The organism is Pseudomonas lundensis, assembly GCF_015377145.2.
Classification (GTDB): Bacteria; Pseudomonadota; Gammaproteobacteria; order Pseudomonadales; family Pseudomonadaceae; genus Aquipseudomonas; species Aquipseudomonas lundensis.
Genome location: NZ_CP062158.2, coordinates 3,730,773 through 3,755,981 on the forward strand (window position 1 = coordinate 3,730,773; position 25,209 = coordinate 3,755,981).

General features: G+C 60.4%; 20 protein-coding genes. 3 read left to right on the forward strand and 17 right to left on the reverse strand.

What is annotated here, in order from left to right; genetic code table 11:
* Positions 1–77 precede the first annotated feature (77 nt).
* Positions 78–1,580, reverse strand: coding sequence for a lysine--tRNA ligase (lysS, locus tag IF654_RS17605; protein WP_047277273.1), 1,503 nt, complete (start codon positions 1,578–1,580; stop codon positions 78–80).
* 114 nt (positions 1,581–1,694) lie between these two features.
* Positions 1,695–2,790, reverse strand: a protein-coding gene (prfB, locus tag IF654_RS17610; protein ID WP_097191388.1) for a peptide chain release factor 2 whose coding sequence is annotated in 2 segments (ribosomal slippage) — positions 1,695–2,717 and positions 2,719–2,790 — 1,095 coding nt in all. Because the reading frame shifts where the segments join, the coding sequence is not laid out codon by codon here.
* A gap of 327 nt (positions 2,791–3,117) precedes the next feature.
* Between prfB and IF654_RS17615 the strand changes: the two genes are divergently transcribed.
* A complete protein-coding gene (locus IF654_RS17615) occupies positions 3,118–3,906 on the forward strand; it encodes a class I SAM-dependent methyltransferase (RefSeq protein WP_169839339.1) in 789 nt (262 codons plus the stop codon).
* A gap of 126 nt (positions 3,907–4,032) precedes the next feature.
* Here the strand turns inward: IF654_RS17615 and IF654_RS17620 are convergent, their stop codons facing one another.
* From IF654_RS17620 to IF654_RS17675, 12 genes are all read right to left on the reverse strand, one after another.
* Entirely contained in the window at positions 4,033–5,034 is a 1,002-nt protein-coding gene (locus IF654_RS17620; protein WP_094987993.1) for a response regulator, read from the reverse strand.
* A 52-nt stretch (positions 5,035–5,086) separates the two neighbouring features.
* Complete coding sequence (gene cheB, locus IF654_RS17625) at positions 5,087–6,100, reverse strand: chemotaxis response regulator protein-glutamate methylesterase (RefSeq protein ID WP_047281125.1); 1,014 nt, start codon at positions 6,098–6,100, stop codon at positions 5,087–5,089.
* Entirely contained in the window at positions 6,097–8,394 is a 2,298-nt protein-coding gene (locus IF654_RS17630) for a hybrid sensor histidine kinase/response regulator (protein WP_070415288.1), read from the reverse strand. The genes cheB and IF654_RS17630 overlap by 4 nt, the downstream gene beginning before the upstream one ends.
* A complete protein-coding gene (locus tag IF654_RS17635; RefSeq protein WP_047277282.1) occupies positions 8,391–9,077 on the reverse strand; it encodes a chemotaxis protein CheW in 687 nt (228 codons plus the stop codon). The genes IF654_RS17630 and IF654_RS17635 overlap by 4 nt, the downstream gene beginning before the upstream one ends.
* Positions 9,074–10,348: a CheR family methyltransferase gene (locus IF654_RS17640; RefSeq protein WP_194862189.1), complete on the reverse strand. Its 1,275-nt coding sequence runs from the start codon at positions 10,346–10,348 to the stop codon at positions 9,074–9,076. Before IF654_RS17640 ends, IF654_RS17635 begins: the two co-directional genes overlap by 4 nt.
* Positions 10,345–10,860, reverse strand: coding sequence for a chemotaxis protein CheW (locus IF654_RS17645; protein WP_047277286.1), 516 nt, complete (start codon positions 10,858–10,860; stop codon positions 10,345–10,347). Before IF654_RS17645 ends, IF654_RS17640 begins: the two co-directional genes overlap by 4 nt.
* Positions 10,860–12,482: a methyl-accepting chemotaxis protein gene (locus IF654_RS17650; protein ID WP_047283008.1), complete on the reverse strand. Its 1,623-nt coding sequence runs from the start codon at positions 12,480–12,482 to the stop codon at positions 10,860–10,862. The genes IF654_RS17645 and IF654_RS17650 overlap by 1 nt, the downstream gene beginning before the upstream one ends.
* Positions 12,483–13,518: 1,036 nt before the next feature.
* Positions 13,519–13,788 carry a hypothetical protein gene (locus tag IF654_RS17655; RefSeq protein ID WP_047277335.1) on the reverse strand — a complete coding sequence of 90 codons (270 nt, stop codon included), beginning with the start codon at positions 13,786–13,788 and terminating at the stop codon, positions 13,519–13,521.
* 362 nt (positions 13,789–14,150) lie between these two features.
* Positions 14,151–14,867 carry a tellurite resistance TerB family protein gene (locus IF654_RS17660; RefSeq protein WP_047278322.1) on the reverse strand — a complete coding sequence of 239 codons (717 nt, stop codon included), beginning with the start codon at positions 14,865–14,867 and terminating at the stop codon, positions 14,151–14,153.
* A gap of 180 nt (positions 14,868–15,047) precedes the next feature.
* Positions 15,048–16,154, reverse strand: a complete 1,107-nt coding sequence (locus IF654_RS17665) for an NADH:flavin oxidoreductase/NADH oxidase (RefSeq protein WP_047277339.1) — start codon at positions 16,152–16,154, stop codon at positions 15,048–15,050.
* A 120-nt stretch (positions 16,155–16,274) separates the two neighbouring features.
* The gene (gene recJ / locus IF654_RS17670; RefSeq protein WP_047277341.1) at positions 16,275–17,984 is read right to left on the reverse strand and encodes a single-stranded-DNA-specific exonuclease RecJ; all 1,710 of its coding nucleotides are present in this window, start codon (positions 17,982–17,984) and stop codon (positions 16,275–16,277) included.
* Positions 17,985–18,039: 55 nt separating this feature from the next.
* Entirely contained in the window at positions 18,040–18,582 is a 543-nt protein-coding gene (locus IF654_RS17675) for a YaeQ family protein (RefSeq protein ID WP_094988811.1), read from the reverse strand.
* A gap of 134 nt (positions 18,583–18,716) precedes the next feature.
* Here IF654_RS17675 and IF654_RS17680 point away from each other — a divergent pair, with 134 nt between their 5' ends.
* Positions 18,717–19,916, forward strand: a complete 1,200-nt coding sequence (locus IF654_RS17680; RefSeq protein ID WP_083333290.1) for a CaiB/BaiF CoA transferase family protein — start codon at positions 18,717–18,719, stop codon at positions 19,914–19,916.
* Between the two features lie 48 nt (positions 19,917–19,964).
* Positions 19,965–20,843: a TIGR02285 family protein gene (locus IF654_RS17685; protein WP_194862188.1), complete on the forward strand. Its 879-nt coding sequence runs from the start codon at positions 19,965–19,967 to the stop codon at positions 20,841–20,843.
* Positions 20,844–21,017: 174 nt separating this feature from the next.
* Here the strand turns inward: IF654_RS17685 and IF654_RS17690 are convergent, their stop codons facing one another.
* From IF654_RS17690 to thrC, 3 genes are all read right to left on the reverse strand, one after another.
* Positions 21,018–21,428 carry a response regulator gene (locus IF654_RS17690; protein WP_047281164.1) on the reverse strand — a complete coding sequence of 137 codons (411 nt, stop codon included), beginning with the start codon at positions 21,426–21,428 and terminating at the stop codon, positions 21,018–21,020.
* Positions 21,429–21,568: 140 nt separating this feature from the next.
* Complete coding sequence (locus IF654_RS17695) at positions 21,569–23,668, reverse strand: transporter substrate-binding domain-containing protein (RefSeq protein WP_194862187.1); 2,100 nt, start codon at positions 23,666–23,668, stop codon at positions 21,569–21,571.
* A gap of 119 nt (positions 23,669–23,787) precedes the next feature.
* Entirely contained in the window at positions 23,788–25,197 is a 1,410-nt protein-coding gene (thrC, locus tag IF654_RS17700) for a threonine synthase (RefSeq protein ID WP_047281165.1), read from the reverse strand.
* Positions 25,198–25,209 lie beyond the last annotated feature (12 nt).

Here is a 25,209-nt window from a genome sequence, read left to right on the forward strand (position 1 = left end):
GTCGGGTGGTTACGGCTAGCCCCTGTTCGACAGGCAATAAAAAGCCGCCCTTGGCGGCGGCTTTTTAGTCAGCAGCGTTACGCTTGCGGGCGCATGTGGGGGAACAGGATCACGTCGCGGATCGACGGGGAGTTGGTCAGCAGCATCACCAAACGGTCGATGCCGATACCTTCACCGGCCGTGGGCGGCATGCCGTACTCCAGCGCACGCACGAAGTCGGCGTCGTAGTGCATGGCTTCGTCGTCACCGGCGTCTTTGTCGGCCACTTGTGCCATGAAGCGTTCTGCCTGGTCTTCCGCGTCGTTCAACTCGGAGTAGGCGTTGGCGATTTCACGGCCACCGATGAACAGCTCGAAACGGTCAGTCACGTTCGGGTTTTCATCGTTGCGACGGGCCAGCGGCGACACTTCGAACGGGTACTGGGTGATGAAGTGCGGCTGTTCCAGCTTGTGCTCGACCAGCTCTTCGAAAATCATCACCTGCAGCTTGCCCAGGCCTTCGAAGCCCAGCACCTTGGCGCCGGCCTTTTTGGCGATGGCACGGGCCTTGTCGATGTCGTTCAGGTCGTCAGCGGTCAGCTCAGGGTTGTACTTGAGGATCGAGTCGAACACCGACAGACGCACAAACGGCTCGCCGAAGTGGAACACCTTGTCGCCGTACGGCACGTCAGTGCTGCCCAGAACCAGCTGCGCCAGCTCGCGGAACAGCTCTTCGGTGAGGTCCATGTTGTCTTCGTAGTCGGCATACGCCTGGTAGAACTCAAGCATGGTGAATTCAGGGTTGTGGCGCGTCGAAACCCCTTCGTTACGGAAGTTGCGGTTGATTTCGAAGACTTTCTCGAAGCCGCCCACGACCAGACGCTTGAGGTACAGCTCAGGCGCGATACGCAGGAACATTTCCATGTCGAGCGCGTTGTGGTGGGTTTCAAACGGCTTGGCTGCCGCGCCGCCCGGAATGGTCTGCAACATCGGCGTTTCAACTTCAAGGAAGTCACGCGCCATCAGGAAGTTGCGGATGTGGGCGATGACTTGCGAACGCACACGGAAGGTGTGGCGCACGTCTTCGTTGACGATCAGGTCAACGTAACGCTGGCGATAGCGCTGCTCGGTGTCGGTCAGGCCGTGGTGCTTGTCGGGCAGCGGACGCAAGGATTTGGTCAGCAGGCGCACGTGGGTCATTTCAACGTACAGGTCGCCTTTGCCGGAGCGGGCCAGGGTGCCTTCGGCGGCGATGATGTCGCCCAGGTCCCAGGTTTTGACTTCGGCCAGGGTTTCTTCCGGCAGGGTCTTGCGATTGACATAGACCTGGATGCGCCCGGTCATGTCCTGAATCACCATGAACGAACCACGGTTAAGCATGATGCGACCCGCAACCTTGACCGGGATGGCGGCTTCAGCCAGCTCTTCCTTGGTCGCTTCGGCGTACTTCTTCTGCAGGTCGGCGCAGTAGCTGTCACGACGGAAATCGTTCGGGAAGGCGTTGCCTTTGGCGCGCTCGGCAGCAAGTTTTTCCTTGCGCAGGGCGATCAGGGCGTTTTCTTCCTGTTGCAAATCTTGCGGGTCGAGTTGTTGGTCGCTCATGTTTTAAAAATTCCATCACAGGTTCGTTGCCCCCGCCTTGCGGCAGGGGGAAGCGGGCTTCGGCGCGCCCTCAAGGCATCGCGTCAGCGGCGCACTTTACGTTTGTTGCGCGACTTACAGCCCTTGTTTCAGGCTGGCCACCAGGTATTCGTCGATGTCGCCGTCGAGCACTTTGTCGCAGTCACTGCGCTCGATGTTGGTACGCAAATCCTTGATGCGCGACGCGTCAAGTACGTACGAGCGGATCTGGTGACCCCAGCCGATGTCGGACTTGGTGTCTTCCAGCGCCTGGGAAGCGGCGTTGCGCTTCTGGATTTCCTGCTCGTAAAGACGCGCCCGCAACATTTTCATCGCGGTGTCTTTGTTTGCGTGCTGGGAACGTTCGTTCTGGCAGCTCACCACGGTGTTGGTCGGAACGTGGGTAATACGCACGGCCGAGTCAGTGGTGTTTACGTGCTGACCACCCGCACCGGAGGAGCGGTAAGTGTCGATCCGCAGGTCCGAGGGGTTGATGTCGATTTCGATGTTGTCGTCGATTTCCGGCGAAACGAACACGGCCGAGAACGAGGTATGACGACGGTTGCCCGAGTCGTACGGGCTTTTGCGAACCAGACGATGGACGCCGATTTCGGTGCGCAGCCAGCCAAAGGCGTATTCGCCCTTGATGTGCACGGTCGCACCTTTGATCCCGGCCACTTCACCGGCGGACAATTCCATGATGGTGGCATCGAAGCCGCGCTTGTCGGCCCAACGCAAATACATCCGCAACAGGATATTGGCCCAGTCTTGCGCTTCGGTGCCGCCAGAGCCTGCCTGAATGTCCAGGTAAGCGTTGTTGGCGTCCATCTCACCGCTGAACATGCGGCGGAATTCGAGTTTTTCAAGGGACTCGCGCAGGCGTTCGACTTCAGCCGACACGTCATCTACAGCGGCCTGGTCTTCTTCCTCGGCGGCCATCAGCAGCAGGTCCTTGGCATCGGCCAGGCCCGTGTGCATCTCGTCGAGGGTTTCTACAATTTGCGCCAACAGGGAGCGCTCGCGCCCCAGTTCCTGGGCGTACGAAGGGTTGTTCCAGACACTCGGATCTTCAAGCTCGCGATTGACTTCGGTCAGACGCTCATGCTTTTGATCGTAGTCAAAGATACCCCCGAATGGTTTCGGAGCGCTCTGACAGGTCCTTGATGCTGTTAAGGATTGGGTTGATTTCCATGGCTGGCGGCACTCGTAGGCGATTTTTACAAAGCCAAAGAGTATACCGAAAATATACCGTTACAGCAGCCCGCCCAGCGGTGGAATGCAGGCCATTTGCCGCAGCCTGCAGGCGTTATCGCCCTCTTCAATCCCCCTGCCCGTTCAAACCTCATCGCAGCGTTACTTGGGAATAGTTACCCGATTTAAGGGAAATGGACTACGCGCCCGCGCATTGCACATCAAACCCGGCTCGCTATACCTAAAACATGACCGCCCCGAACACACACGGCCTGCCCATTGGCCCCCGTATGGGCTGATCCTGCGACCTCCCCCCAGGAGCATGACGATGAACAACCCGAGGCCCAGCCCGCACGGCTTTCAACGCAATTCAAGGCATGTGAAAAAGCGCAGCCTCGAACTGCTGCTGTCGTTCGCCACGCCGCAGGGCAATGTGCTGGACATCGGCTGCGGCACAGGCAACAGCCTGTTGTTTGTGGACGCCAACAATATCGAGCAATACGTCGGCATCGATCACTCCAAAGACAAGATCGCCTACGCCAATCTGGTGCATGCCGCGCCCAACGTGCGCTTTATCGTCAGCGATTTTCTGGCGTGCAACCTTGACCGCTTGCCGGTGTTCGACGCCGTGGTGTGTGCCGGTTGCCTGCAAGGCTTCATGCCCCACGAACAAGCGGCGATCGACAAACTGTCGGCCGCCGTCAAACCGGGCGGTCATGTGTTTTTATCCTGCGCGTTCGACTTCGATTACTTGCCCGATGAGCGCTTCATTCAAGAGCGGGCGCTGATGGAGATTCGCCATCAATACCCGTGTATCGGCGAGCCCGTAGTGTTTGATGATTTCCGGCTCAGCCGCCCAGCCCTGCTGGACACATTGAGCGACTTTGAAATCATCCGCTCACAGCGCATTGAAGAAACCGTCGAATTCGAGAACCTCAATGACTTCCGGGACTGGCACTGGGGCGCGAGCGCGAAGGTGCGCAACCAGTTTGACGAAACCATCCGCGAACTGGCCATCACGGACTACTACCAGAAGCTCTACGCCCACTATTGCGTGGGCCGCTACAAAACGGCGTACTCCACGGGCCTGCTGCTGCTCAGGAAAAAAAGCCCCTGAACGCATACCCACGGTGCAGCCGCTGAACAGGCACACGACTGCGCGACCGGATTAACGCCTTGCACAGCCCGTGTGCGACCGCGAACGGGCTTACCCCCGTGAAGCCGCCGCGCAAGAGCGGGAGCCTTATTCGATTCCGACCTGATTACGCCCGTTGTTTTTGGCCAGGTACAGGCCTTTATCGGCCGCCGAAATCAAGTCGCGGCAGTTGCCGCTGTGCTGCGGGGTCATGGTAGACAGGCCGATGCTGATGGTCAGGCTGCTGCCATCCGTCGGTGAAATGTGCGGGATTTTCAGCGCCGCCACCGCTTGACGCAGCTTTTCAGCCACCAGCCGCGCACCGCCCTGAGAGGTGTTGGGCAATACAATCGCAAACTCCTCCCCGCCGTAACGCGCTGGCAGGTCAGAAGGCCGGCAGCTGGCATCACGGATCGAGGCCGCCACTTTGCGCAGGGCTTCGTCACCGTCCAGATGACCGAAGGTGTCGTTGTAAGACTTGAAGTAGTCCACGTCGATCATCAATAACGACAGCTGGGTTTGCTCACGCAGGGCCCGGCGCCATTCCAGCTCCAGGTACTCGTCGAAATGGCGGCGGTTGGACAGCCCGGTCAGGCCGTCAGAGTTCATCAGGCGCTGCAACACCAGATTGGTGTCCAACAGTTGTTGCTGGCTGACCCGCAGCGCGCGGTAAGCGGCATCGCGCTGCAACAGGGTCATGTAAGAGCGCGAGTGATAGCGAATGCGGGCCACCAGCTCAATGTTGTCCGGTAATTTCACCAGGTAGTCGTTGGCCCCGGCCGCAAAGGCCGCACTCTTGATCAACGGGTCTTCTTTGGTCGACAACACGATGATCGGGATGTCTTTGGTGGCCGGGTGGTTGCGGTATTCGCGCACCAGCGTCAAACCATCGAGCCCCGGCATGACCAGGTCTTGCAAGATCACCGTCGGCTTGATGCGAATGGCCTGGGCAATGGCATCGTGCGGGTCGGCGCAAAAGTGAAAGTCGATGTTCTGCTCAAGGGCCAAGCCCCGGCGCACGGCTTCGCCAATCATCGCCTGATCGTCCACCAGCAATACCATGGCGGCGTTTTCGTCAGTTTTGACGTCGTCCATCTGCAAGTCATTCATGCGCGTTCACCTGAATTACCACCTTCAAGCCAGTCCTGCCGGGTTGTGTCAGTCATGTATGAAAGATCTCCAGCAAGCGTGGCGCAATCGTGTCCAAGGGTCGAATTTCAACAGCCGCATCAATTGCCGCTGCCGCTTTGGGCATGCCGTATACCGAACTGCTGTGCTGGTCTTGGGCGATGGTCAGAAACCCCTGCTGGCGCATGAGTTTGAGCCCCTGCGCGCCATCGCGACCCATGCCGGTCAACAATACGCCCACGGCCTCACCGTCCCAGTACCGGGCCACACTCTCGAAAAACACATCAATCGAGGGCCGATAAATTTCGTTCACCGGCTCGGCGGTGTAAGCCAGCGTGCCGTTTTTTAACAGACGAATGTGATGATTGGTCCCGGCCAACAGGACCGTACCGGCCTGGGGCGTTTCGCCATCACGGGCCAGCCGGACATTCACCCCGCACGAGCTGCTCAGCCATTCGGCCATCCCGGCGGCGAACACCTGGTCCACGTGCTGCACCAGCACAATGGCCGCCTGAAACGAGCGCGGCAGGCCTTTGAGCAGGGTTTCCAGCGCCGCGGGGCCGCCCGCCGACGAGCCGATGGCCACTAACCTGCGCTGCTCCAGGGATTTGCGCGGCTGGTTCTCGACGGGATGCACCCGTTTCGGGGGCTGCTGGCCCATCAACCAGCCAATGTTCATGATCTTGCGCAACAACGGCGCTGCTGCCTCCTTGGCATCGCCCGCGCCCAAAGCGGGCGTATCGACCACGTCCAGCGCGCCAAAGCCCATGGCTTCAAACACGCGGTGCACATTTTGCTGGCGGTCGACCGTGACGATCACAATCGCACACGGGCTTTGCGCCATGATCCGACGCGTGGCCTCCACACCATCCATGACCGGCATGATGAGGTCCATCAAGATCAGGTCCGGCGTGTCCTCGGCGCACAGGCGCACGGCTTCTTCGCCGTTCCCCGCCACCCACACCAACTGATGCTTGGGCTCGAATGCCAACGCCCGGCGCAAGGCCTCTACCGCCAGGGGCATGTCGTTGACGATGGCAATTCTCATGTCTGGGCTCCTCCAATGAGCTCAACCACTGCATCAAGCAGCGCATCGTCATGGAAACTGGCTTTCGCTAAATAATAGTCGGCCCCTGCATCCAGGCCGCGCCGACGGTCTTCTTCACGGTCTTTATAAGACACCACCATCACCGGCATCGATTGCAGCCGGTTGTCGCGCCGCAACAGGGTGACCAGTTCGATGCCGTCCATGCGCGGCATGTCGATATCGGTAATCAGCAAATCGAAATGCTCGGCGCGCAGCGCGTTCCAGCCATCCATGCCGTCCACCGCGACCGCCACCTCATAACCGCGATTGAGCAACAACTTGCGTTGCAGCTCGCGCACGGTGAGCGAGTCGTCGACCACCAGAATGCGTTTACGCGCCACCTCAGCGGTGTGCCGATTACGCCGGTCGATGCGCTCCAGACGCCCGGTGTTAAGCAGCTTGTCGACCGAACGCAGCATGTCTTCGACGTCCACAATCAGCACCGGCGAGCCATCATCGAGCAGCGCGCCGGCCGAAATGTCCTGCACCTTGCCCAAGCGCGGGTCCAGAGGCAATACCACTAAAGTGCGCTCCCCGATAAACCGCTCAACCGCCACGCCGTAGACCGCCTCGCGCTCACGAATGACCACCACCTTGAGGGTGTCGTCATCGTTCTGGCCGGGCGGACGTTGCAGCAACTGGCTGGCGGCCACCAGGCCCACGTGCTGCCCTTCGTGCCAGAAGTGCTGGCGGCCTTCGACCTGCACGATGTCGTCAGGCGCCAGATCGCGCATGCGTTCGATGTGCGCCAGCGGAAAGGCATAGGCTTCGCCGCCGACTTCCACCACCAGGCTGCGCACCACCGACAGGGTGAGCGGGACTTCCAGATGGAAACGACTGCCCTGCCCGCTGACCTGCTCCAGCACAATCGAGCCACGCAGCAGGCGCACCATGTGCTGCACCGCATCCAGCCCGACACCGCGCCCGGACACCTCGGTCACGGTGTCGCGCAGGCTGAAGCCCGGCAGGAACAAAAACGTCAGCAGTTCTTCTTCACTCAACTGCGCGGCCGTGGCCTCGGTGGACAGTTGGCGCTGCACGATAGAGCGGCGCAAACGCTCAAGGTCAACGCCGCCGCCGTCATCGCTCAACTCCACCACCAGCAGCCCGGCCTGATGCGAGGCGCGCAAGCGAATCTCCCCTTCGGCCGGCTTGCCAGCGCGCAAACGCTGCTCAGGGGGTTCAATGCCGTGGTCCACCGCGTTACGCAACAGGTGCATCAGGGGCGCTTCGAGCTTTTCCAGCACGTCGCGGTCCACCTGGGTTTTCTCGCCTTCAATTTCCAGACGGATCTGTTTGCCCAGGCTGCGCCCCAGATCACGCACCATGCGCTCTTGCCCGGCCAGCACATCCGCGAACGGACGCATGCGGCACGCCAGCGCCGTGTCATACAGCAACTGCGCGCGCTGGCTGGTCTGCCAGCCAAACTCGTCCAGTTGAGCGGTCTGCTCACTGAGCACGTGCTGCGACTCGGCCAATAAACGCCGCGCCTCGGCCAGCGCCTCTTCGGCCTCAGGGGTGAGCGTCAGCACCTTGAGCTGATCGCCCAAATGGTCCAACGCCCGCAAGCTGGTGTTTTGCATGCGTTTGAGGCGCTGCATCGTGGCGAGGTAAGGCTTGAGCCGCTGGGTTTCCACCAGCGACTTGCTCGACAAGTCCAGCAGACTGTTAAGGCGCTCGGCGGTGACGCGCAACACCCGCTCACCGCCTTCAGTCAGGCGTTGCGGGCGACGCGCCGGTTCTGCCGCCGGCTCGGGCAGCGGCGCCAGCTCGACCGGCGCAGGTGCCTCAGGCACCACGGGCTCAGGCGCAAGCAGCAGTTGCGACACATCAAACGGCGGTGGCGCCACCCGTGCCGTCGGGGCAGAAGGCTCGACCAGCCGGTTCATCAAGGCCACGTAGGCCTCGATGTCGGCCGAGGTCACCGTATTGCCCGGCGTCGCAATGCGCATCAGCAAATCAGTGCCCTGCAACAAGGCATCAATGTGCTCGGGTTGCAGGTACAAGCGCCCTTCCTGCGCGCTGACCAGGCAATCTTCCATGACATGGGACACGCTGACCCCGGCCTCGACCCCGACAATCCGCGCCGCGCCCTTGAGCGAGTGGGCCGCGCGCATGCAGGCTTCCAACTGATCGGCCTGGGTCGGGTTACGCTCCAGCGCCAGCAAACCGGCATTGAGCACTTGGGTCTGGGCTTCGGCCTCCAGACTGAACAACTCCAGCAACGAGGCGTCGCGCATTTGCTCGGGGGTCATGTGAGGCTCCGGGTAATCGCGCCGAGCAACTGCTCTTCATCCAGCCAGCGCAGGCTGCGGGTTTTCCAGTGCAAGACACCCCGGGTGAAAATGGCGCTGGCGTGTTCGCCCGACAACGACGCGGTATTGAGCACACGCTCTTCAATGTTGTGAATGCCATCGACCTCGTCCACCGGCACCACCACCGGCCCACCGGGCGCGGCCACAATCAGCATGCGCGGCATCACCCGCTGCGCGGGCGTGACACTCACCGTCGGGTCCAGCCCCAGCAGCTCGACCAGCGACAGGCAGGGCACCAGCGCGCCGCGCACATTGGCCACGCCCATCAGGGCCCGGGAGCGTTGGTGCGGCAGCGAGTGAATCGACTGCAAAGGCGCGACTTCATCCAGGCAACGGGTCGCCAGCGCCAGCCACTCGCCGCCCATGCGAAACACCACCAGTGAACGGGTCGCGTGGGCGTGCTCAAGGTCCTGCGGCGCGGCAAAATCCTGCTCGTCCTGCACAAAGGCATAGCGATCGAGCAAACGCGTGGCCGCCGCCGCATACACCGAACAGTTACGGCAATGAATGTGTGCTGGCAGCAGCGGGCAGGATTTATCGCCGTACACGCCAATACGGTTCCAGCAATCATCAATCGTCTGGGCTTCGGTGTGGATCAAACTCTGGGCGGACAGACCGTTCATGATTTGCGCTCACTGTGAAGGGCCCGCTCATTGCGCGCAGCCCGGGCCTGCAAACGCTGAGCGCCTGCCACATCGCCCTGCGAGGCCAGCAGTGCCGCCAGATGCGCCAGCGCCTCGGCATGTTGGGGTTGCAGGTACAACGCCTTGCGATAAAAGCCTTGGGCCTGTGCGGTCTGGCCTTCGACATCGCTGAGCAGGCCCAGCCAATAAAACACCTGAGCCTGCGGCCCATGCTGCTGCAACGCCTGTTCGCACAAGGCGCGGGCTTCACGGCTTTTGCCTTCATTGGCCAATTGCGCAATGGTCTCCAGCACCCCGCGCGGCGCCTCGTCGGGCACACGCGCGACCTGAGCCGGCGGCGGGGGCGGTGTGTGAGGGCGCGCCGCAAACGGGCGACTGACCGGCGCCATCGGCAGCGGCAAAGGTTTGACCGGCGCTGTACACTCAACCGGCCTCGGCAACACGGCGGGCGGCTCTTGGCTGTGACAAAAGGCGAAGGATTGCGGGGCGTTGATCGAACGCATGCCCAGCCCGTGCAGCAAACTGCCCTCAGCCGGGCCGATGAACAGCACCCCGTCCAGACGCGTCATACGCGTGAGGGCGTCGAGCGCCTGCTGTTGGGTTTTGAGGTCGAAATAAATCAACAAATTGCGGCAGAACACAAAATCATAAGGCGGCTGACTCGCCGTCAGGGCCGGGTCCAGCACATTGCCGACCTTAAACTCGATCTGCTCGCGCACCCGCGCCGACACGTGATACCCGTCGGCTTCGAGGGTGAAATGCCGCTCGCGAAAACCGATGTCCTGACCGCGAAACGAATTCTTGCCATACACCGCACGCTGGGCGCGCTGAATCGAAAGCGGGCTGATATCCAGCGCCTCGACCCTGAACTGGTGCGCGGCAAACCCGGCGTCAAACATCGCCATCGCTATCGAATACGGCTCTTCGCCGGTCGAACACGGCAGGCTCAGCAGGCGCAGCACCCGCGGAGCCGTTTGCGCGGCCAGCCGCTCGCGGGCCAGGCGACCCAGCGTGGCAAATGATTCGGGGTAACGGAAAAACCAGGTCTCGGGCACGATCACCGACTCGATCAGCGCCTGCTGCTCGTCGGCCGAGGCATTGAGCCGCTGCCAATACTCATCGTGATCCTGCATGTTCAGCGCGGTGCAGCGCTGACGCACCGCCCGCTCAATAATCGCCGGGCCCACCGACGCCACATCCAGCCCGATGCGCCGTTTCAGAAAATCAAAAAACCGTTGATCGGCACTCATGGGCGGGCCTGCCGGGTCAAGTCAATGTGCTGCTCGGGAAACAACAACCCGCGCACGGCAGGCGTCAACAGATCATCCACGCGAATCCACTGCAACAGGCCATCCTTGTCTTTACGCACCGGCCCCAAATATGGCGCCTCGCGGTTATCCAGCCCGTAAGGCTGAAAATCTGCCACCTCACAGCGCAGGGTTTCACTGGCCTGCTCCAGCACCAGGCCCAGCAAGTGACCGTGATGGCGCACCAACACCAAACGCGTGCTGGTGCGGGCCACGGCGCTCTGGCCGAAGGTCATGGCACTGACATCAATCACCGGCACCATCTGCCCGCGATGGGCAAACACCCCGGCCACCCACGCCGGTGCATGGGCAATGGGCTTGAGCGGCAAACGCGGCAACACTTCCACCACGTCCACCGCTTGCAAGGCATAGCGTTCGGTGCCGATAAAAAACACCAGAAACAGGCATTGCTTCGACGCCTTGACGGCTTCGCGCGGCGCGAGAGGCACGCTCATCAGACTTTAAAACGCGAAACGCCGCTGCGCAGCCCGACCGCCACCTGACTCAATTCATCGATGGCAAAGCTGGCCTGACGCAGGGACTCAACGGTCTGGCTACTGGCATCCCCCAATTGCACCAACGCGTGGTTAATCTGCTCGGCGCCGGTGGCCTGGGCCTGCATGCCTTCGTTGACCATCAACACCCGTGGCGCCAAAGCCTGCACCTGATGGATGATCTGCGACAACTGCTCGCCCACCTGCTGCACCTCGGACATACCGCGGCGCACCTCTTCGGAGAACTTGTCCATGCCCATCACACCGGCCGACACCGCCGACTGAATCTCGCGCACCATCTGCTCGATGTCATACGTGGCCACGGCCGTCTGATCCGCTAAACGACGAACCTCGGTGGCGACCACAGCAAACCCGCGCCCGTATTCACCGGCCTTCTCGGCCTCAATCGCGGCGTTGAGCGACAGCAGGTTGGTCTGATCGGCCACCTTCACAATGGTCACCACCACCTGATTAATATTGCCGGCCTTCTCATTGAGAATCGCCAACTTGGCGTTCACCAGATCGGCGGCGCCCATGACCGAGTGCATGGTGTCCTCCATGCGCGCCAGCCCTTGTTGGCCGGAACCGGCCAGAATCGACGCTTGATCGGCGGCCGACGTGACCTCCGTCATGGTGCGCACCAGATCCCGGGACGTGGCCGCGATTTCGCGAGACGTGGCGCCGATTTCCGTGGTGGTGGCGGCGGTTTCGGTAGCGGTGGCCTGTTGCTGCTTGGACGTGGCGGCAATCTCGGTCACCGAGGTGGTGACCTGCACCGAAGAACGCTGCGCCTGCGACACCAGCGCCGTCAGCTCGGCCATCATGTCGTTGAAGCCAGTTTCGACGGCCCCGAACTCATCTTTACGCTCAAGGTTCAGCCGCTTGCTCAAATCCCCGGAGCGCATGACCTCAAGGATCGAGACAATGCGCTGCATTGGCGACATGATCGAGCGCAGCAACAAAAAGCCCAACAGCCCCGCCGCCAGCACCGCAATGGCCAGCGAAATCAACATACTGGCCTTAGCCGTCAGCACCGCATCGGAGATGTTGTTACTGGCCCGGATCGCGGCGTTCTGGTTGTCCTGAATCACCTTATTGAGCTGCACCCGACCGGCGCTCCAGTCGGGGGTCAATTGCGCGTTCAACACCGTGCGGGCCTGGGGCATGTCGTTCTTTTCAAACAGCGCGAGAACCGTGTTCAGCGACTGGTCGTATTTTTTATGCAGCGCGACAAACTCTTCATACAACGTCTCATCCCCGTCACCGCTGATGGTGGCGCGATAGCCGGCGAGTTCGTTGGCCAGGCGGGTTTCGTAAGAGGTGTAGAGCGCTTGTTCGTCCTTGGTCAGGGGACGGCCCTCGCCTTCATTCATCAGGTGCAGGGTTTGCACGTAACTGTCGACCCACGCGCTGCGGATCATGGAGCTGTGGTACAGGCCCGGGATCGAGTCGGTGCGGACATTGTCTTCGCTGGTTTCGATTTTGACCAAGCGTGAATACGCCGCGACGATCATCAACAGCATGATGGCAATGATTACGGCAAAGCTCGCCAAGATGCGTTGGCGTAACGTCCAGTTCTTCACAGTCGATCCTCGGGGTGCCGTTGAAATGAGGGGGAGTATAGCCGAGGGTAAGGGAGGATTCGTACGGGGTTTGAGACCGATCTCACATGGATCAGTTAAAAAAACGTACACAGGGTTACATCCCGAACGGATGAGCGAAGCACCTAAGGGATCTTGATCGTGCTCGTGAACTTGATCTTGATCTTGATCTTGATCTTGATCTTGAAAAGTCTCCCTGCTGCCACGCGATTGCAGGCACACCGCAAAGGCCCCTCACAGCAGGCTGAACGCAGGTGCTGTTGCGGGGGTGGGTCGGCAGGAGCCGAGCCAGCCGTGCTGGGCCATGGATGGCCCGTCACGGCGTGCCCCCGCAACAGTGCCGGAGTGAAGGCACCGTCGAGCCAGAGCGAGACGGCCGTATGGCAGGGCAAGGACCTTTTGCTTACTTTTGGGGCTGTTTGCCAAAAGTGAGCCGCCGTAAGGGCGGAACCCGTAGAAGGCCCTCACACATCAAACGGATATGTACACCGTGGTTTCAACAGGAACAGAGCGTACATATCCGTTATCAGCGTCTAACTGAACGATAGGTTTCGCTCTTACAGCGAGTCCCTTTTGTCAAACAGCCACAAAAGGAACCAAAAAGGCCTTGCCCTGCCATACGGCCGCCTCGCCTAGGCTCGACGGTGCCCTCGCTCCGGCGATATGACGGGGGCACGCCGTGACGGGCCATCCATGGCCCAGCACGGCTGTCTCGGCATCCTGCCTCGTCACCCCCGTCATACCCCCTGCGCTCGGCCTTCTGTGAGGGGCCTTTGCGGTGTTCTCAGGATTGAGTGGCCGCAGTAAAAGGCCTTCTGCGGTGTTCTCAAGGTTGAGTGGCAGCAGTAACAGACCTTCTGTGGTGCTCACACGTTTGAGTGGCAGCAGCAAGGGGGCTTCTGCGGCGTTCTCACATTTGAGTGGCAGCAGCAAAGGGCCTTTGAGGTGTTTTCAGGTTTTGAGTGGCTCCCGCAAAACGGCTGGGGAAATGGCGTTTAAAAACGCCGTCTGCAAAGACTCAACTCGGCTGCAATCGCCACCCCAACACATTGAGCAGATCACACCCGTCACGCAGCAACACGGCTGCGGTGGCTGCCAGATGCTTGAGGTCAACGGCATCTGCCTCCTGCACCTCGCGGCTGGAAAAGGTTTCCATCAATTGGGTAACCGCCAGCACACGGGCCGTGGCATTGGCATGCAACACATCAAGCGGGGCGTTTCGGTCAATCAGCAAGGCGGGGATGGTGCAGTCGATAGCGGTTAGCGGGATATACGGGGACTTAATCATTGAGACAACTCCTAGATCTTGCGATTAGGCCACCCACTTCCCGTCGCCAAACGAAATCAAAGGTGGCTGCTGTACGCGGGTTGGCGAACCGGCAGAATCTAGGAAAACCCGGCAGACCCGAAGATCTCCCGCGCACAGCAGCCATAAAGGATGGCGATGCAAAATACACGCTTCGCCAGATACAACAACCATTACGCATCCAAAATCCTGTCCAGGTCGCCAAACCCGGTCGCCCCGAGGGGCGAGCGCAAACTATAGGCGTGACCGAACAGCCTCATCAATCAGCAAACCTGTACGAAACCTCCCGCAATTGCGTGCGTACAAATCGTAGTGCGCCGTCACGCCCGTGCAGCACACGGCGGCTAGGCCGCCTGGTGAACCTGACGCTCAAGTTCGGCCTTGAGACCCGGCTCCAGCTTGAGCTGTTTGGCCAGTTCGTCCAGGTAGGCACGTTCCATAAAGTGTTCTTCATCCACCAGCATCACGCTGGCGATGTACATTTCGGCCGCCATTTCTGGGGTGCTTGCCGCTCGTGCCACTTCGGCCGGGTCCAGCGGTTTGTTCAGTTCGTCTTTTAACCAGGCCTGCACACCCGAGTCGCCACTGATTTTGTCAAACTCGCCTTCGATCAATTCACGCTCACGCGCGTCGATGTGGCCATCGGCTTTGGCCGCCGCGACCAGCGCCTTGAGGATAGCCTGGCTGTGCTGTTCCACTTGCACAGGCGGAATGCGGTCGATGGTTTGCGGTTCGGTTTGCGGCGCGGTGCCCTGGCTGGCCTGCCAGTTGCCGTAGGCTTTGTAGGCCAGAACGCCCAGCGCCGCCAAACCGCCGTAGGTGATGGCTTTGCCGCCAATTTTGCGTGCGCTTTTGTTGCCCAGCAGCAGGCCCATGGCGCCAGCGGCCAGTGCCCCGCCCCCCGCGCCTGAGAGCAGGCTGCCTAACCCGCCCGAACCACTGAGCAAGCCACCGAGTGCGCCTTTGTCAGCACCCGCGCCGGGTTTTGCAGCACCGGTTTTGTTTTGCAACAACTCTTGGCCAGACTTGAGTAACTGATCGAGCAATCCACGCGTATTCATACACAGCCTCTAGCAACAGGGTTGGGGGAAGTCAGCAGGCCGACAGAGTAGTTCGCGGCCACGCAACGCAGTCAGTTCGTTTGCTTCCAGATGTTGCACCGAGCTTGCCAAACCCACCTTAATTGAACCTGAAGGTGGCCCGGCGCACGCCGCAAACACGCGGAATACGCCGGGGCGGGGTCATTCGCGCAGGTCGGATTCGTGGATGGGTTGATCGCGATGCGTGGCGCGCTGGTATTGCGCAGGCCAGGTCGCCTGTTTGCCGCCCAGGTCGTCATCGGCATGCAAGGGCCAGTAAGGGTCGCGCAGCAGTTCGCGGGCCAGCAGGATCAGGTCGGCCTGGCCGGTGCGCAGGATGTGCTCGGCCTGGGCCGGTTCGGTAATCATGCCGACCGTGCCGGTGGCGATACCCGATGCCTTGCGGATGCTTTCTGCAAAACGCGTCTGATACCCCGGCCCGACGGGAATTTCAGCATTGGCCGAGGTGCCTCCCGAGGACACGTCGATCAGGTCGACGCCCAACGCTTTGAGGCGGCGCGCCAGTTCGACGGTTTCGTCGGGGTTCCAGCCGTCTTCTACCCAGTCGGTGGCCGATACCCGCACGAACAGGGGCAGTTCTTGCGGCCAGACTTCGCGCACCGCTTCGGTCACTTGCAGCACCAGGCGAATGCGGTTTTCGAACGAACCGCCGTATTGGTCGCGGCGCTGGTTGCTCAATGGCGAGAGGAATTGATGCAGCAGGTAGCCGTGCGCCGCATGCACTTCAACCACCGAAAACCCGGCTTCGAGCGCGCGTTTGGCAGCGTCGGCAAAGGCCTGGATGACGTCCTGGATCTGGCGTTCGTCCAGTTGCGTGGGCACGGTGTGGCGCGGGTCGAAGGCAATGGGCGATGGCCCGACCGGCACCCAGCCGCCCTCTTCTACCCTGACGCTGCCTTGTTTGCCCAACCACGGACGCCAGGTACTGGCCTTACGCCCGGCGTGGGCCAGTTGAATACCGGCGACGGCGCCCTGGGCGCGTATGAAACGGGTGATGCGTTGCAGCGGTTCGATCTGTTGGTCGTTCCACAGCCCAAGGTCTTGAGCGGTGATGCGACCGTCAGCGGTGACGGCGGTGGCTTCGGTGAAGATCAGCCCGGCGCCGCCCACGGCGCGGCTGCCCAAGTGGACCAAATGCCAGTCGTTGGCCAACCCGTCGACACTGGAGTACTGGCACATGGGCGAGACCGCGATGCGGTTCAAGAAGGTCAGTTGGCGCAGGGTATAGGGTTCGAGCAGCAGGCTCATGGGTCACCTCTCATGTCAGTGGGCAAACGCCAGACGGCTTGACGTCGGTGTGCCGACCAAGCGCTTACCAGAGATTAGTCGACAACACTGAAAGAGGTGGGGTTCAAATCCGCTGGCGGGTCAGCGCGGTTCGATGTGGGCGATCATCAGTTGCACGGTTTCGTTGCCCCGGAACTCGTTGAGGTCGAGCTTGTAGGCCAGTTCAACCCAACGGATGGTCGGGTTGGGCCACACGTCGCGGTCGATGCCGAACGCAATGCCGTCGAGTTTGACGCTGCCGCATTCGGTTTTGAGCACCACTTTGAGGTGCCGTTCACCGACGATCCGTTGTTCCACCAGCTCAAATACCCCGTGAAACAGCGGTTCGGGGAAGTGTTGCCCCCAGGGGCCGGCGTTGCGCAAGGCACGCGCCAGCTCAAGGTGGAACTCTTCGACAGTCAGGCTGCCATCGGACAGCAGGCGCCCGGTGAGGTCTTCTTCACGCAGTTGACGCCGCACTTCGGCATCGAACGCCTGGCTGAACTGTTCAAAGTTCGCCACCGGCAAGGTCAGCCCGGCGGCCATGGCGTGGCCGCCGTATTTGGCGATCAGGTCGGGGTGTTGCGCTGCGACCACGCTCAGTGCGTCGCGGATGTGAAAGCCCGGCACGGAGCGCCCCGACCCTTTGAGCAGGCCGTCGCCCGCATCGGCAAACGCAAAGGTGGGCCGGAAATAACGCTCTTTGAGGCGCGAGGCCAAAATCCCGATGACCCCTTGGTGCCAGTCCGGGTCGAACAGGCATAACCCGAACGGCATCGAGTCGACCGGGAGTTCCTTGAGCTGGGCCAGTGCTTCGCGCTGCATGCCTTGCTCGATGGATTTGCGGTCCTGGTTCATCTCGTCCAGTTGGGCGGCCATGGCGCGCGCGGCGTTGGCGTCGTCGGTGAGCAGGCATTCGATGCCCAGACTCATGTCGTCCAGACGCCCCGCCGCATTGAGCCGCGGGCCGAGGATGAAGCCAAGGTCGGTCGAGGTGATGCGCGTATGATCGCGCTTGGCCACTTCCAGAATGGCCTTGAGCCCCGGCCGGGCGCGACCGGCGCGAATCCGTTCCAGGCCCTGATGCACCAGAATCCGGTTGTTGGCGTCCAGCGGCACCACGTCCGCCACACTGCCCAAGGCCACCAGATCCAGCAGTTCAGCGATGTTGGGCGCCTGGCTGTGTTCGTATCGGCCCAGGCTGTTCAAACGCGCACGCAGCGCGATCAGCACATAGAAAATCACCCCCACCCCGGCCAAGGCCTTGCTGGGAAACGCGCAGCCCGGCTGGTTGGGGTTGACGATGGCATCGGCGGCGGGCAGTTCTGTGCCCGGCAAGTGGTGGTCGGTGACCAACACCTTGAGCCCGGCCTTTTTCGCCGCGGCGACCCCTTCGACGCTGGAAATGCCGTTGTCGACCGTGATGAGCAACTGCGGCTCGCGGGTCAGGGCGACTTCGACGATTTCCGGGGTCAGGCCGTAGCCGTATTCAAAGCGGTTGGGCACCAGGTAATCGACATGCGCCGCCCCCAGTAACCGCAGGCCCAGCATGCCGACGGTGCTGGCCGTCGCGCCATCGGCGTCGAAGTCACCGACGATCAGGATGCGCTGACGCTGGTCCAGCGCCTGCACCAGCAAATCCACCGCGGCCTCGATACCTTTGAGCTGCTGGTACGGGATCAACCGCGCCAGGCGCTTGTCCAGTTCAGCCTGTGATTGCACGCCACGGGCGGCGTACAACCGTGTCAGCAACGTCGGCATTTCGCCCAGAAAAGGCAGGGTTTCAGGCAATGGACGAGGTTCGATGCGCATAAGCGGGGGATGTGTCTCTGAGTCTGAAGGTGGAAAGATTGAAGCAGGCCGAGGATTAACCGCGTTCGCCGGTCAACCACTGCAATTGCACTTCGTGCTGGCCGCGGTCATCGGTCACGAAGATCGTGCCTTCGCTGATCATCACGTCCCACTTGATCACCCGTGGCATGTCTTTGGCCAAGGTTTCGAGGACGTCTTGCGGCACGGCCGCCACGTTGACGTTTTTCAGGTTTTTGATCGCCGGAATCACTTTGCCTTCCCAGACGCGCAGGCTGCCGTAGGCCAGCAGGCTGGTGCGTTCGGTGCGGCGCGAACACCAGGTCAGGCGCTCGGCGTCCGGCTGGCCGACTTCGATCCAGTGCAAAACACGGTCATCCAGGCTTTTTTCCCACAGCGCCGGTTCGTCTACATCAGACAGGCCGCGTCCAAAGGACAGTTGCTCGTTGTACCAGAAGGCATACGCCAGCAAACGCACGGTCATGCGCTCTTCGGTTTCCGAAGGGTGACGGGCGATGGTCTGTTTTACGCTCTCATACACACCGCGATCAAGGTCGGTGAGGTTGAGTTCAAACTTGTAAGTCGTGGACGGCTGGGCCATGAACGGGCTTCTTGATACGGAGAAAGGCGGCAAGTCTACCCGATACGCCAAGGATCAACGAACTCTGCGGCTTCTTGCGCGCCCGCTCCTATGTTAAAAGGCTGTACTCGCACGCTCCCGGACAAGGATTACTCATGCCCCTCGCTGCCAAACCCCTTTCGGGCCTTAAGGTCGTCGAACTCGGAACGCTGATCGCCGGGCCGTTCGCTTCGCGTATTTGCGCCGAATTCGGGGCTCAGGTGATCAAGGTTGAATCCCCGGACGGGGGCGATCCGCTGCGCAAATGGCGCAAGCTGTATGAGGGCACGTCGCTGTGGTGGTTCGTGCAGGCGCGTAACAAGAAATCCCTGACGCTGAACCTCAAGCACCCCGATGGCCTTCAGGTGCTCAAGGCGTTGTTGGCCGACGCGGACATCCTGATCGAGAACTTTCGCCCCGGTGTGCTCGAAAAGCTCGGGCTGGGCTGGGACGTGTTGCATGCCTTGAACCCCAAGCTGGTCATGGTCCGCCTGTCGGGCTTTGGCCAGACCGGGCCGATGAAGGATCAGCCGGGCTTCGGGGCCGTGGGTGAATCGATGGGCGGGCTGCGTTACATCACCGGCTTCGAAGACCGCCCGCCCGTGCGCACTGGCATTTCCATTGGCGACTCGATTGCCGCGCTGTGGGGCGTGATCGGTGCATTGATGGCCTTGAGGCACCGCGAGGTGAATGGCGGCCAGGGCCAAGTGGTGGATGTGGCGTTGTATGAAGCCATTTTCGCGATGATGGAAAGCATGGTCCCGGAGTTCGATGTGTTCGGTTTTATTCGCGAACGCACGGGCAATATCATGCCGGGCATTACCCCCTCTTCGATCCATACCAGCCTGGACGGCAAGCACGTCCAGATTGGCGCCAACGGCGATGCGATTTTCAAACGGTTCATGCAGCTGATTGGCCGTGACGACTTGGCAAACGACCCGCAGCTGGCCAGCAATGACGGGCGTGACGCACGACGCGATGAACTGTATGGCGTGATTGATCGCTGGGTGGCCTCGCTGCCGCTGGACACGGTGCTTGAGCAACTGAATACCGCGCAGGTGCCGGCCAGTCGTATTTTCTCGGCGCAAGACATGTTCAGCGACCCGCAGTTTCTGGCGCGGGAGATGTTCCTGAGTGCCAAATTGCCCGACGGCAACGACTTTAAAATGCCGGGCATTGTGCCCAAGCTCTCCGAGACCCCTGGGTCGGCCGAGTGGGTGGGCCCCGAGCTGGGTGCCCATAACGATGAAGTGCTGGGCGCGTTGGGCTACGACGCCTCGGCCATTGCGGCACTGAAACACGACGGTGCCATTTAGCAGAGGGGCTCGGCCCCTTTTCAAACGCTGTAGAAGGAACACCGCACCATGACGATTCGCTCATGGCGGCCAAGCCGTTGGGCTCAATTCATTCCTTGGGCGATGCTGGGCTGGGCGTGCATGAGTTCCGGGGCCGAAAAACTCACGTGGCTGATGCGCGACTTACCGCCGCTGACCGTCTTTGAGGGCCCGCAAAAAGGTCAGGGGGTGATTGATCAGCTCATGCCCTTACTGATCGCCAGCCTGCCCGAATACGAACATGTGGTGGTCAAGGTCAATCGGGCCCGTGCCATGCAAATGCTGCAGGACCCGACGCTGACGTGCGACCCGGCGCTGGTGTGGAATCCCTCACGCGCACAATCGATTGCCTACTCGGCGCCGGTCATGGGCTTACACAGCAACGGGCTGGTGATCCGCCAAAGCGATGAGCCGAAGATCGCGCCTTATGTCACGGATCAGTCGGTGGACCTTAAGCGCCTGCTCAATGCCCAAGGCGTCCGGCTGGGGGTGGTGGCCAAGCGCAGTTATGGCATGTGGATCGATGAGCAGCTGGCGCATAGCGAGGACCGCCAGCTGTTTGTTCACCATGGCAATGATGCCTTGGGCAGCCTGTTGCAAATGCAGCATGCCGGCCGGCTGGAAGGTGTTTTAGGGTATTGGCCCGAGATTCAGTCCAAGGCCCGGCAGCAAGGCTTGCCGTTTGAAACACTGCTGTTCTACCGGATTTTGGGCGCGCCCACGTATCAGCCGATTTATATCGGGTGCTCCGACACCCCTGCGGGCCACGAAGCGTTGGGCCGGATTAACCGGGCATTGGCCACGTTGGGGCCGGACGCGTTGCGTGAGGCTGAAGCTCAGTGGCAGGAGCCCGGCCACCCTGACGACTACGTGAATGGACAAGCAAGTCCGCCAAAGCGCCCACGCTGACAAATTGCGCTCAAAAAAAACCCCGAGCAGTGGGGAGTCAACTCGGGGTTTAACAGGATCAGGTGATCCGCTCGACGGGCGTCAGGCATCGGAGCAAAACGCTTGATCCCGTCGATGAAAAATCTGACAAGCCGGTAGGAAAAAAGGTTCCCTCAGGCCTGCAATCAATTTGCCTCAGCGGCCCAACGTGTTGAAACATGGCACCTGGTAGGCCTGCAACAGCTGGTTCAAGCGACTCACACTGACGGGTTTGGTCAGAGAGCCCAATACCTTGAGGCCTTCGCGGCGCGCCCGGCTGGCGGCCTTTTCAACAACATGCGGCGCGGCGCAGGTCTGGATGATCAACGCCGATGCATGGCGCTGCTGGGCCAGCTCAGTGATCAGGTCAAGCCCCGAGGTGGTGTCCAGGTAAAGGTCGCAAATGGCAATATCGATAGCACCGCGTACCGCAAGTGAGTGACGTGCCGCCTCCAGGCTTGAAGCGGTCAGCACGTCGAAAATGCGGCATGCATTCAACATTTGATGCAGGGTCATCAACTGAAAAGGGTTGTCTTCAAGGATCAGTACTTTCAGGTTTTGCATCATGAACCTTTACAGCTGCGGGACGATTGCTCGAATGGAGCGCACTGTAGAAGGCTCAAACTGAACAGAACATAAGACAAATCTTGAATTACGGTAAGAACACTCCTACGAAAGCCAGCACCTTTGAAACGCGAAGGGGCCAATCAAGGGATATCCCACTTCCTCCCTTCCGACCCGTCAAACCACCCTCCCACCAACCCCTCTAACTGCCCGGTCGATGAATAAAAAGGGACAGTCCACTGATACACCTCTGTGCTGCAGGCTTTGAATTCCATGACACGTTTTATGTAAAACGGCTTTCGGCTGCGGATAACGTCCAGCAACTCTCGATGTAACTGCTCGGCCAGGGTGGGGGGATAAAGATTCGCTTCAAGGCTGTTTAAACCCTGGATGCGCTCCAGCTTGATGGATAAACGCTCTTCATAATTGCGGTTGCAGGTGACTATTTCACCTTTGACACCGACTACAAAAATGGGGCTGGGAATGCCGTCCAGGTAACGGCGCTGAAACTCGATAGCCTCCTGTAATTGAGCTTCGCGTGCATGCCCCAGCACAATCTGGTTATGCAGGCGCCGATTGCACAAAAACAACAACAGGCCCACCACCAGCAGAGCTGCCATTGGTCCATACAGCCATGGCGAGTGATGAAGGGGGCTCTCAACAAGCGGCGCCTTCCTTACCCCGCCCAACCACTTGCTTCTCAAGGTGCGGATTTCGGTCATGGTCATGGCTTCAAGCGCCTTGTTCAGGATGCTCAAGAGTTCGGGGTGCTTTGCATGCACCGAAAACGTATCGGCTGACCAGCGGCCTTCGACGGTGCGGCCCACCTTGAGACGACCCGGCGGATACAGGTACGCCTGTGTCTCGCTTTGAATCGTCGCGTCGGCCTCGCCTTTTTCCACCAGGCTCCTGGCCTGATCGAAACTGGCGACCGTGTGCACTTCGATCTCCGGATGGTCGCGCCGGATCATGGCTTCAAGGGCATGCCTGGCGGGAAGTGCCAACACCTTGCCGGACAACTGCTCTAATGATCCGAGCCGTGAGTCGTGGGTGCGAACGATGAAAACCCAGGGCGCACCGCCGTAGGAGTACGTGAAGTTCAGAAACTCCTTTCGCTCCGGACTGATAGACAGCGTGGCGTTCATTTGGCCTCGACCACTCTTGAGCAGGCCCAACGTTTGGGCGGTCGAAAACGACTCTTCATGGACGAATTGCAGCCCGGTCATGCGTGATATGCGCGCAAGGATGTCAATGCTCAAGCCTTCCCACTCGCCCCTGGCGTTGCGAAAGGTATAGAGCGGATATTGCTGGCTCACCACCGTGACCACGGGGTTAGCCTTGATCCACTCGCGCTCGGCGGGGAGCAAGTCGATGTGTTGCTGGGCAATGCTGCCCTCAAGGCCTTGGGTCCAGCGAGAAAGAATAAGTTCTGAGAGCGTCTGATCCACACTGTTGAGTACCTGATTGATCAGGCTCGTCAACTGGCGGTCTGCCAGACGCGTCGCAAAGGCGAAGCCCGATACCGGTATGGCGCTGTCATCGATGATGCGCAACCTTGAATAAGGACGAATGCTATTGAACGCCTGGACGATGACCTCATTGCCGATGAAGGCATCGATGTCCCCTTCTATCAGGGCTTCCATGGCGCTGTGCATCGTGGGGGTGATGATGATTTCGCTGTCAGGGTAAAACGCATGGGCGGCGGGTATGTCGATGTAACCGTCCAGGAAGCCGATCTTTTTGCCCGACCAGTCATCGATGGATTCAGACTCAATATCACGTCCGACAATCACCGGTTGATCCACCATGTAATCCTGCGAGAACTCGATGCCCTCGATCCCGCGCTCAAACCCGCTGGCGCTGGTCAATACATCGATCTTGCCCGCCAGCAGCTCGGCTACGGCCTGATCGCGCTTGCGAAAGCCAAGCACCTCGACCTGGACCCCTAACGTGTCACGAATGATGCTCAGGTAATCGGCACTGATGCCTTGATAACGGTTTCGATCGTTGGTGATATCGATGGGCTCGTAACCATCGAGGGTGATGCCCACGCGTAGTTTGCCGCGCTCCTGCAGCCAGCGTTTTTCTTCGCTGTCCAGACGCAGGGGTTTAAAACTGGCAAAGCTGGGAGGCAACTTGAAGGGTAAGCCGTGTGCGGCATCGGCAGACGGCATAAAGCCCAGCACACCGAGAATCAGCACGGCGTTTATCCATGATCCAAATGCCTGAAAAGTACGTGACATTGCAGCTTCCTTGACCGACAACTCGCCAGCCTTGGAGGGCGAGAACGGCGCAAGTTTGCCACGCACAAACAAAAAAGCCCGTCAGGCGACGGGCTTCAATGTCTGTAGGACAAGACCTGTTACAAGGCTTTGCCTCGGTTGCCATGCTGGCCCACAAAGGCTTGAACCGCTTTCAGGTCATTTGCCAGAACGGTGTAACGCTCTTCTCGTGCAAACAAATCAGAAAGATGCGCTGGCAGTTGCAATGCCTTTCCTACGCCTGCCTTCTCAACCGCCTCGGGGAACTTGACCGGGTGAGCAGTGCCCAGAATCACCATGGGGGTGTCCAGGCTACGACGGCACTCACGTGCAGCCTTGACGCCGATGGCCGTGTGCGGATCCAGCACTTCGCCGGTCTCTGCGAACACCTGGGCAATGGTTTCACAGGTCTGGGTGTCGTCGACGGCCAACGAGTCAAACAGGCGGCGGGCTTCGGTCCAGCGATCGTCTTCAACGCTGAAGTGGCCGGTTTGCTTGAACGTGTCCATCAGCTCGGCAACCAGCGCCCCGTTACGCCCGTGCAGGTCGAACAGCAAGCGTTCGAAGTTCGAGGACACCATGATGTCCATCGATGGCGACAGGGTCGCGTGCAGGGTTTCTTTGGCGTACTGATTGCCGCTCATGAAGCGGTGCAGGATGTCGTTGCGGTTGGTGGCGACAATCAATTGATTGATTGGCAGGCCCATGTTGCGCGCCAGGTAACCGGCGAAGATGTCGCCGAAGTTGCCGGTGGGCACCGAGAACGACACGGAACGGTGCGGCCCGCCCAACTGCAAGGCTGCGTGGAAGTAGTAGACGATCTGGGCCATGATTCGCGCCCAGTTGATCGAGTTGACGGCAACCAGACGCGTGCCCTTGAGGAAGCCCTGGTCCGCGAAGCTGGCCTTGACCATTTCCTGGCAGTCGTCGAAGTTGCCTTCGATGGCCAGGTTGTGGATGTTGTCACCGAACAGCGTGGTCATCTGGCGACGCTGCACTTCAGACACCCGGTTATTGGGGTGCAGGATGAAAATGTCCACGTTCTCGCAGTGCTTGCAGCCTTCAATCGCCGCCGAGCCGGTGTCTCCCGAGGTAGCGCCGACAATGACCACCCGCTCGCCGCGCTTTTCAAGCACGTAGTCGAGCAAGCGACCCAGCAGTTGCAGGGCGAAATCCTTGAAGGCCAGGGTCGGGCCGTGGAACAGCTCCAACACCCATTCATTGCCATTGAGCTGACGCAGCGGCGCGACCGCCGCGTGGGAGAACACGCCGTAGGTTTCTTCGAGAATCTTTTTGAAGTCGGCATCCGGGATGCTGCCCGTCACGAACGGACGCATCACGCGAAATGCCAGCTCGTGGTATGGCAGACCGGCCCACGAGGCGATTTCTTCCTGGGTAAAGCGTGGCAGGTTTTCCGGCACATACAGGCCGCCATCACTGGCCAGACCGGCCAACAGGACATCTTCAAAATTCAGGGCCGGTGCCTGGCCGCGGGTACTGATATAGCGCATTAGGGCGAACCT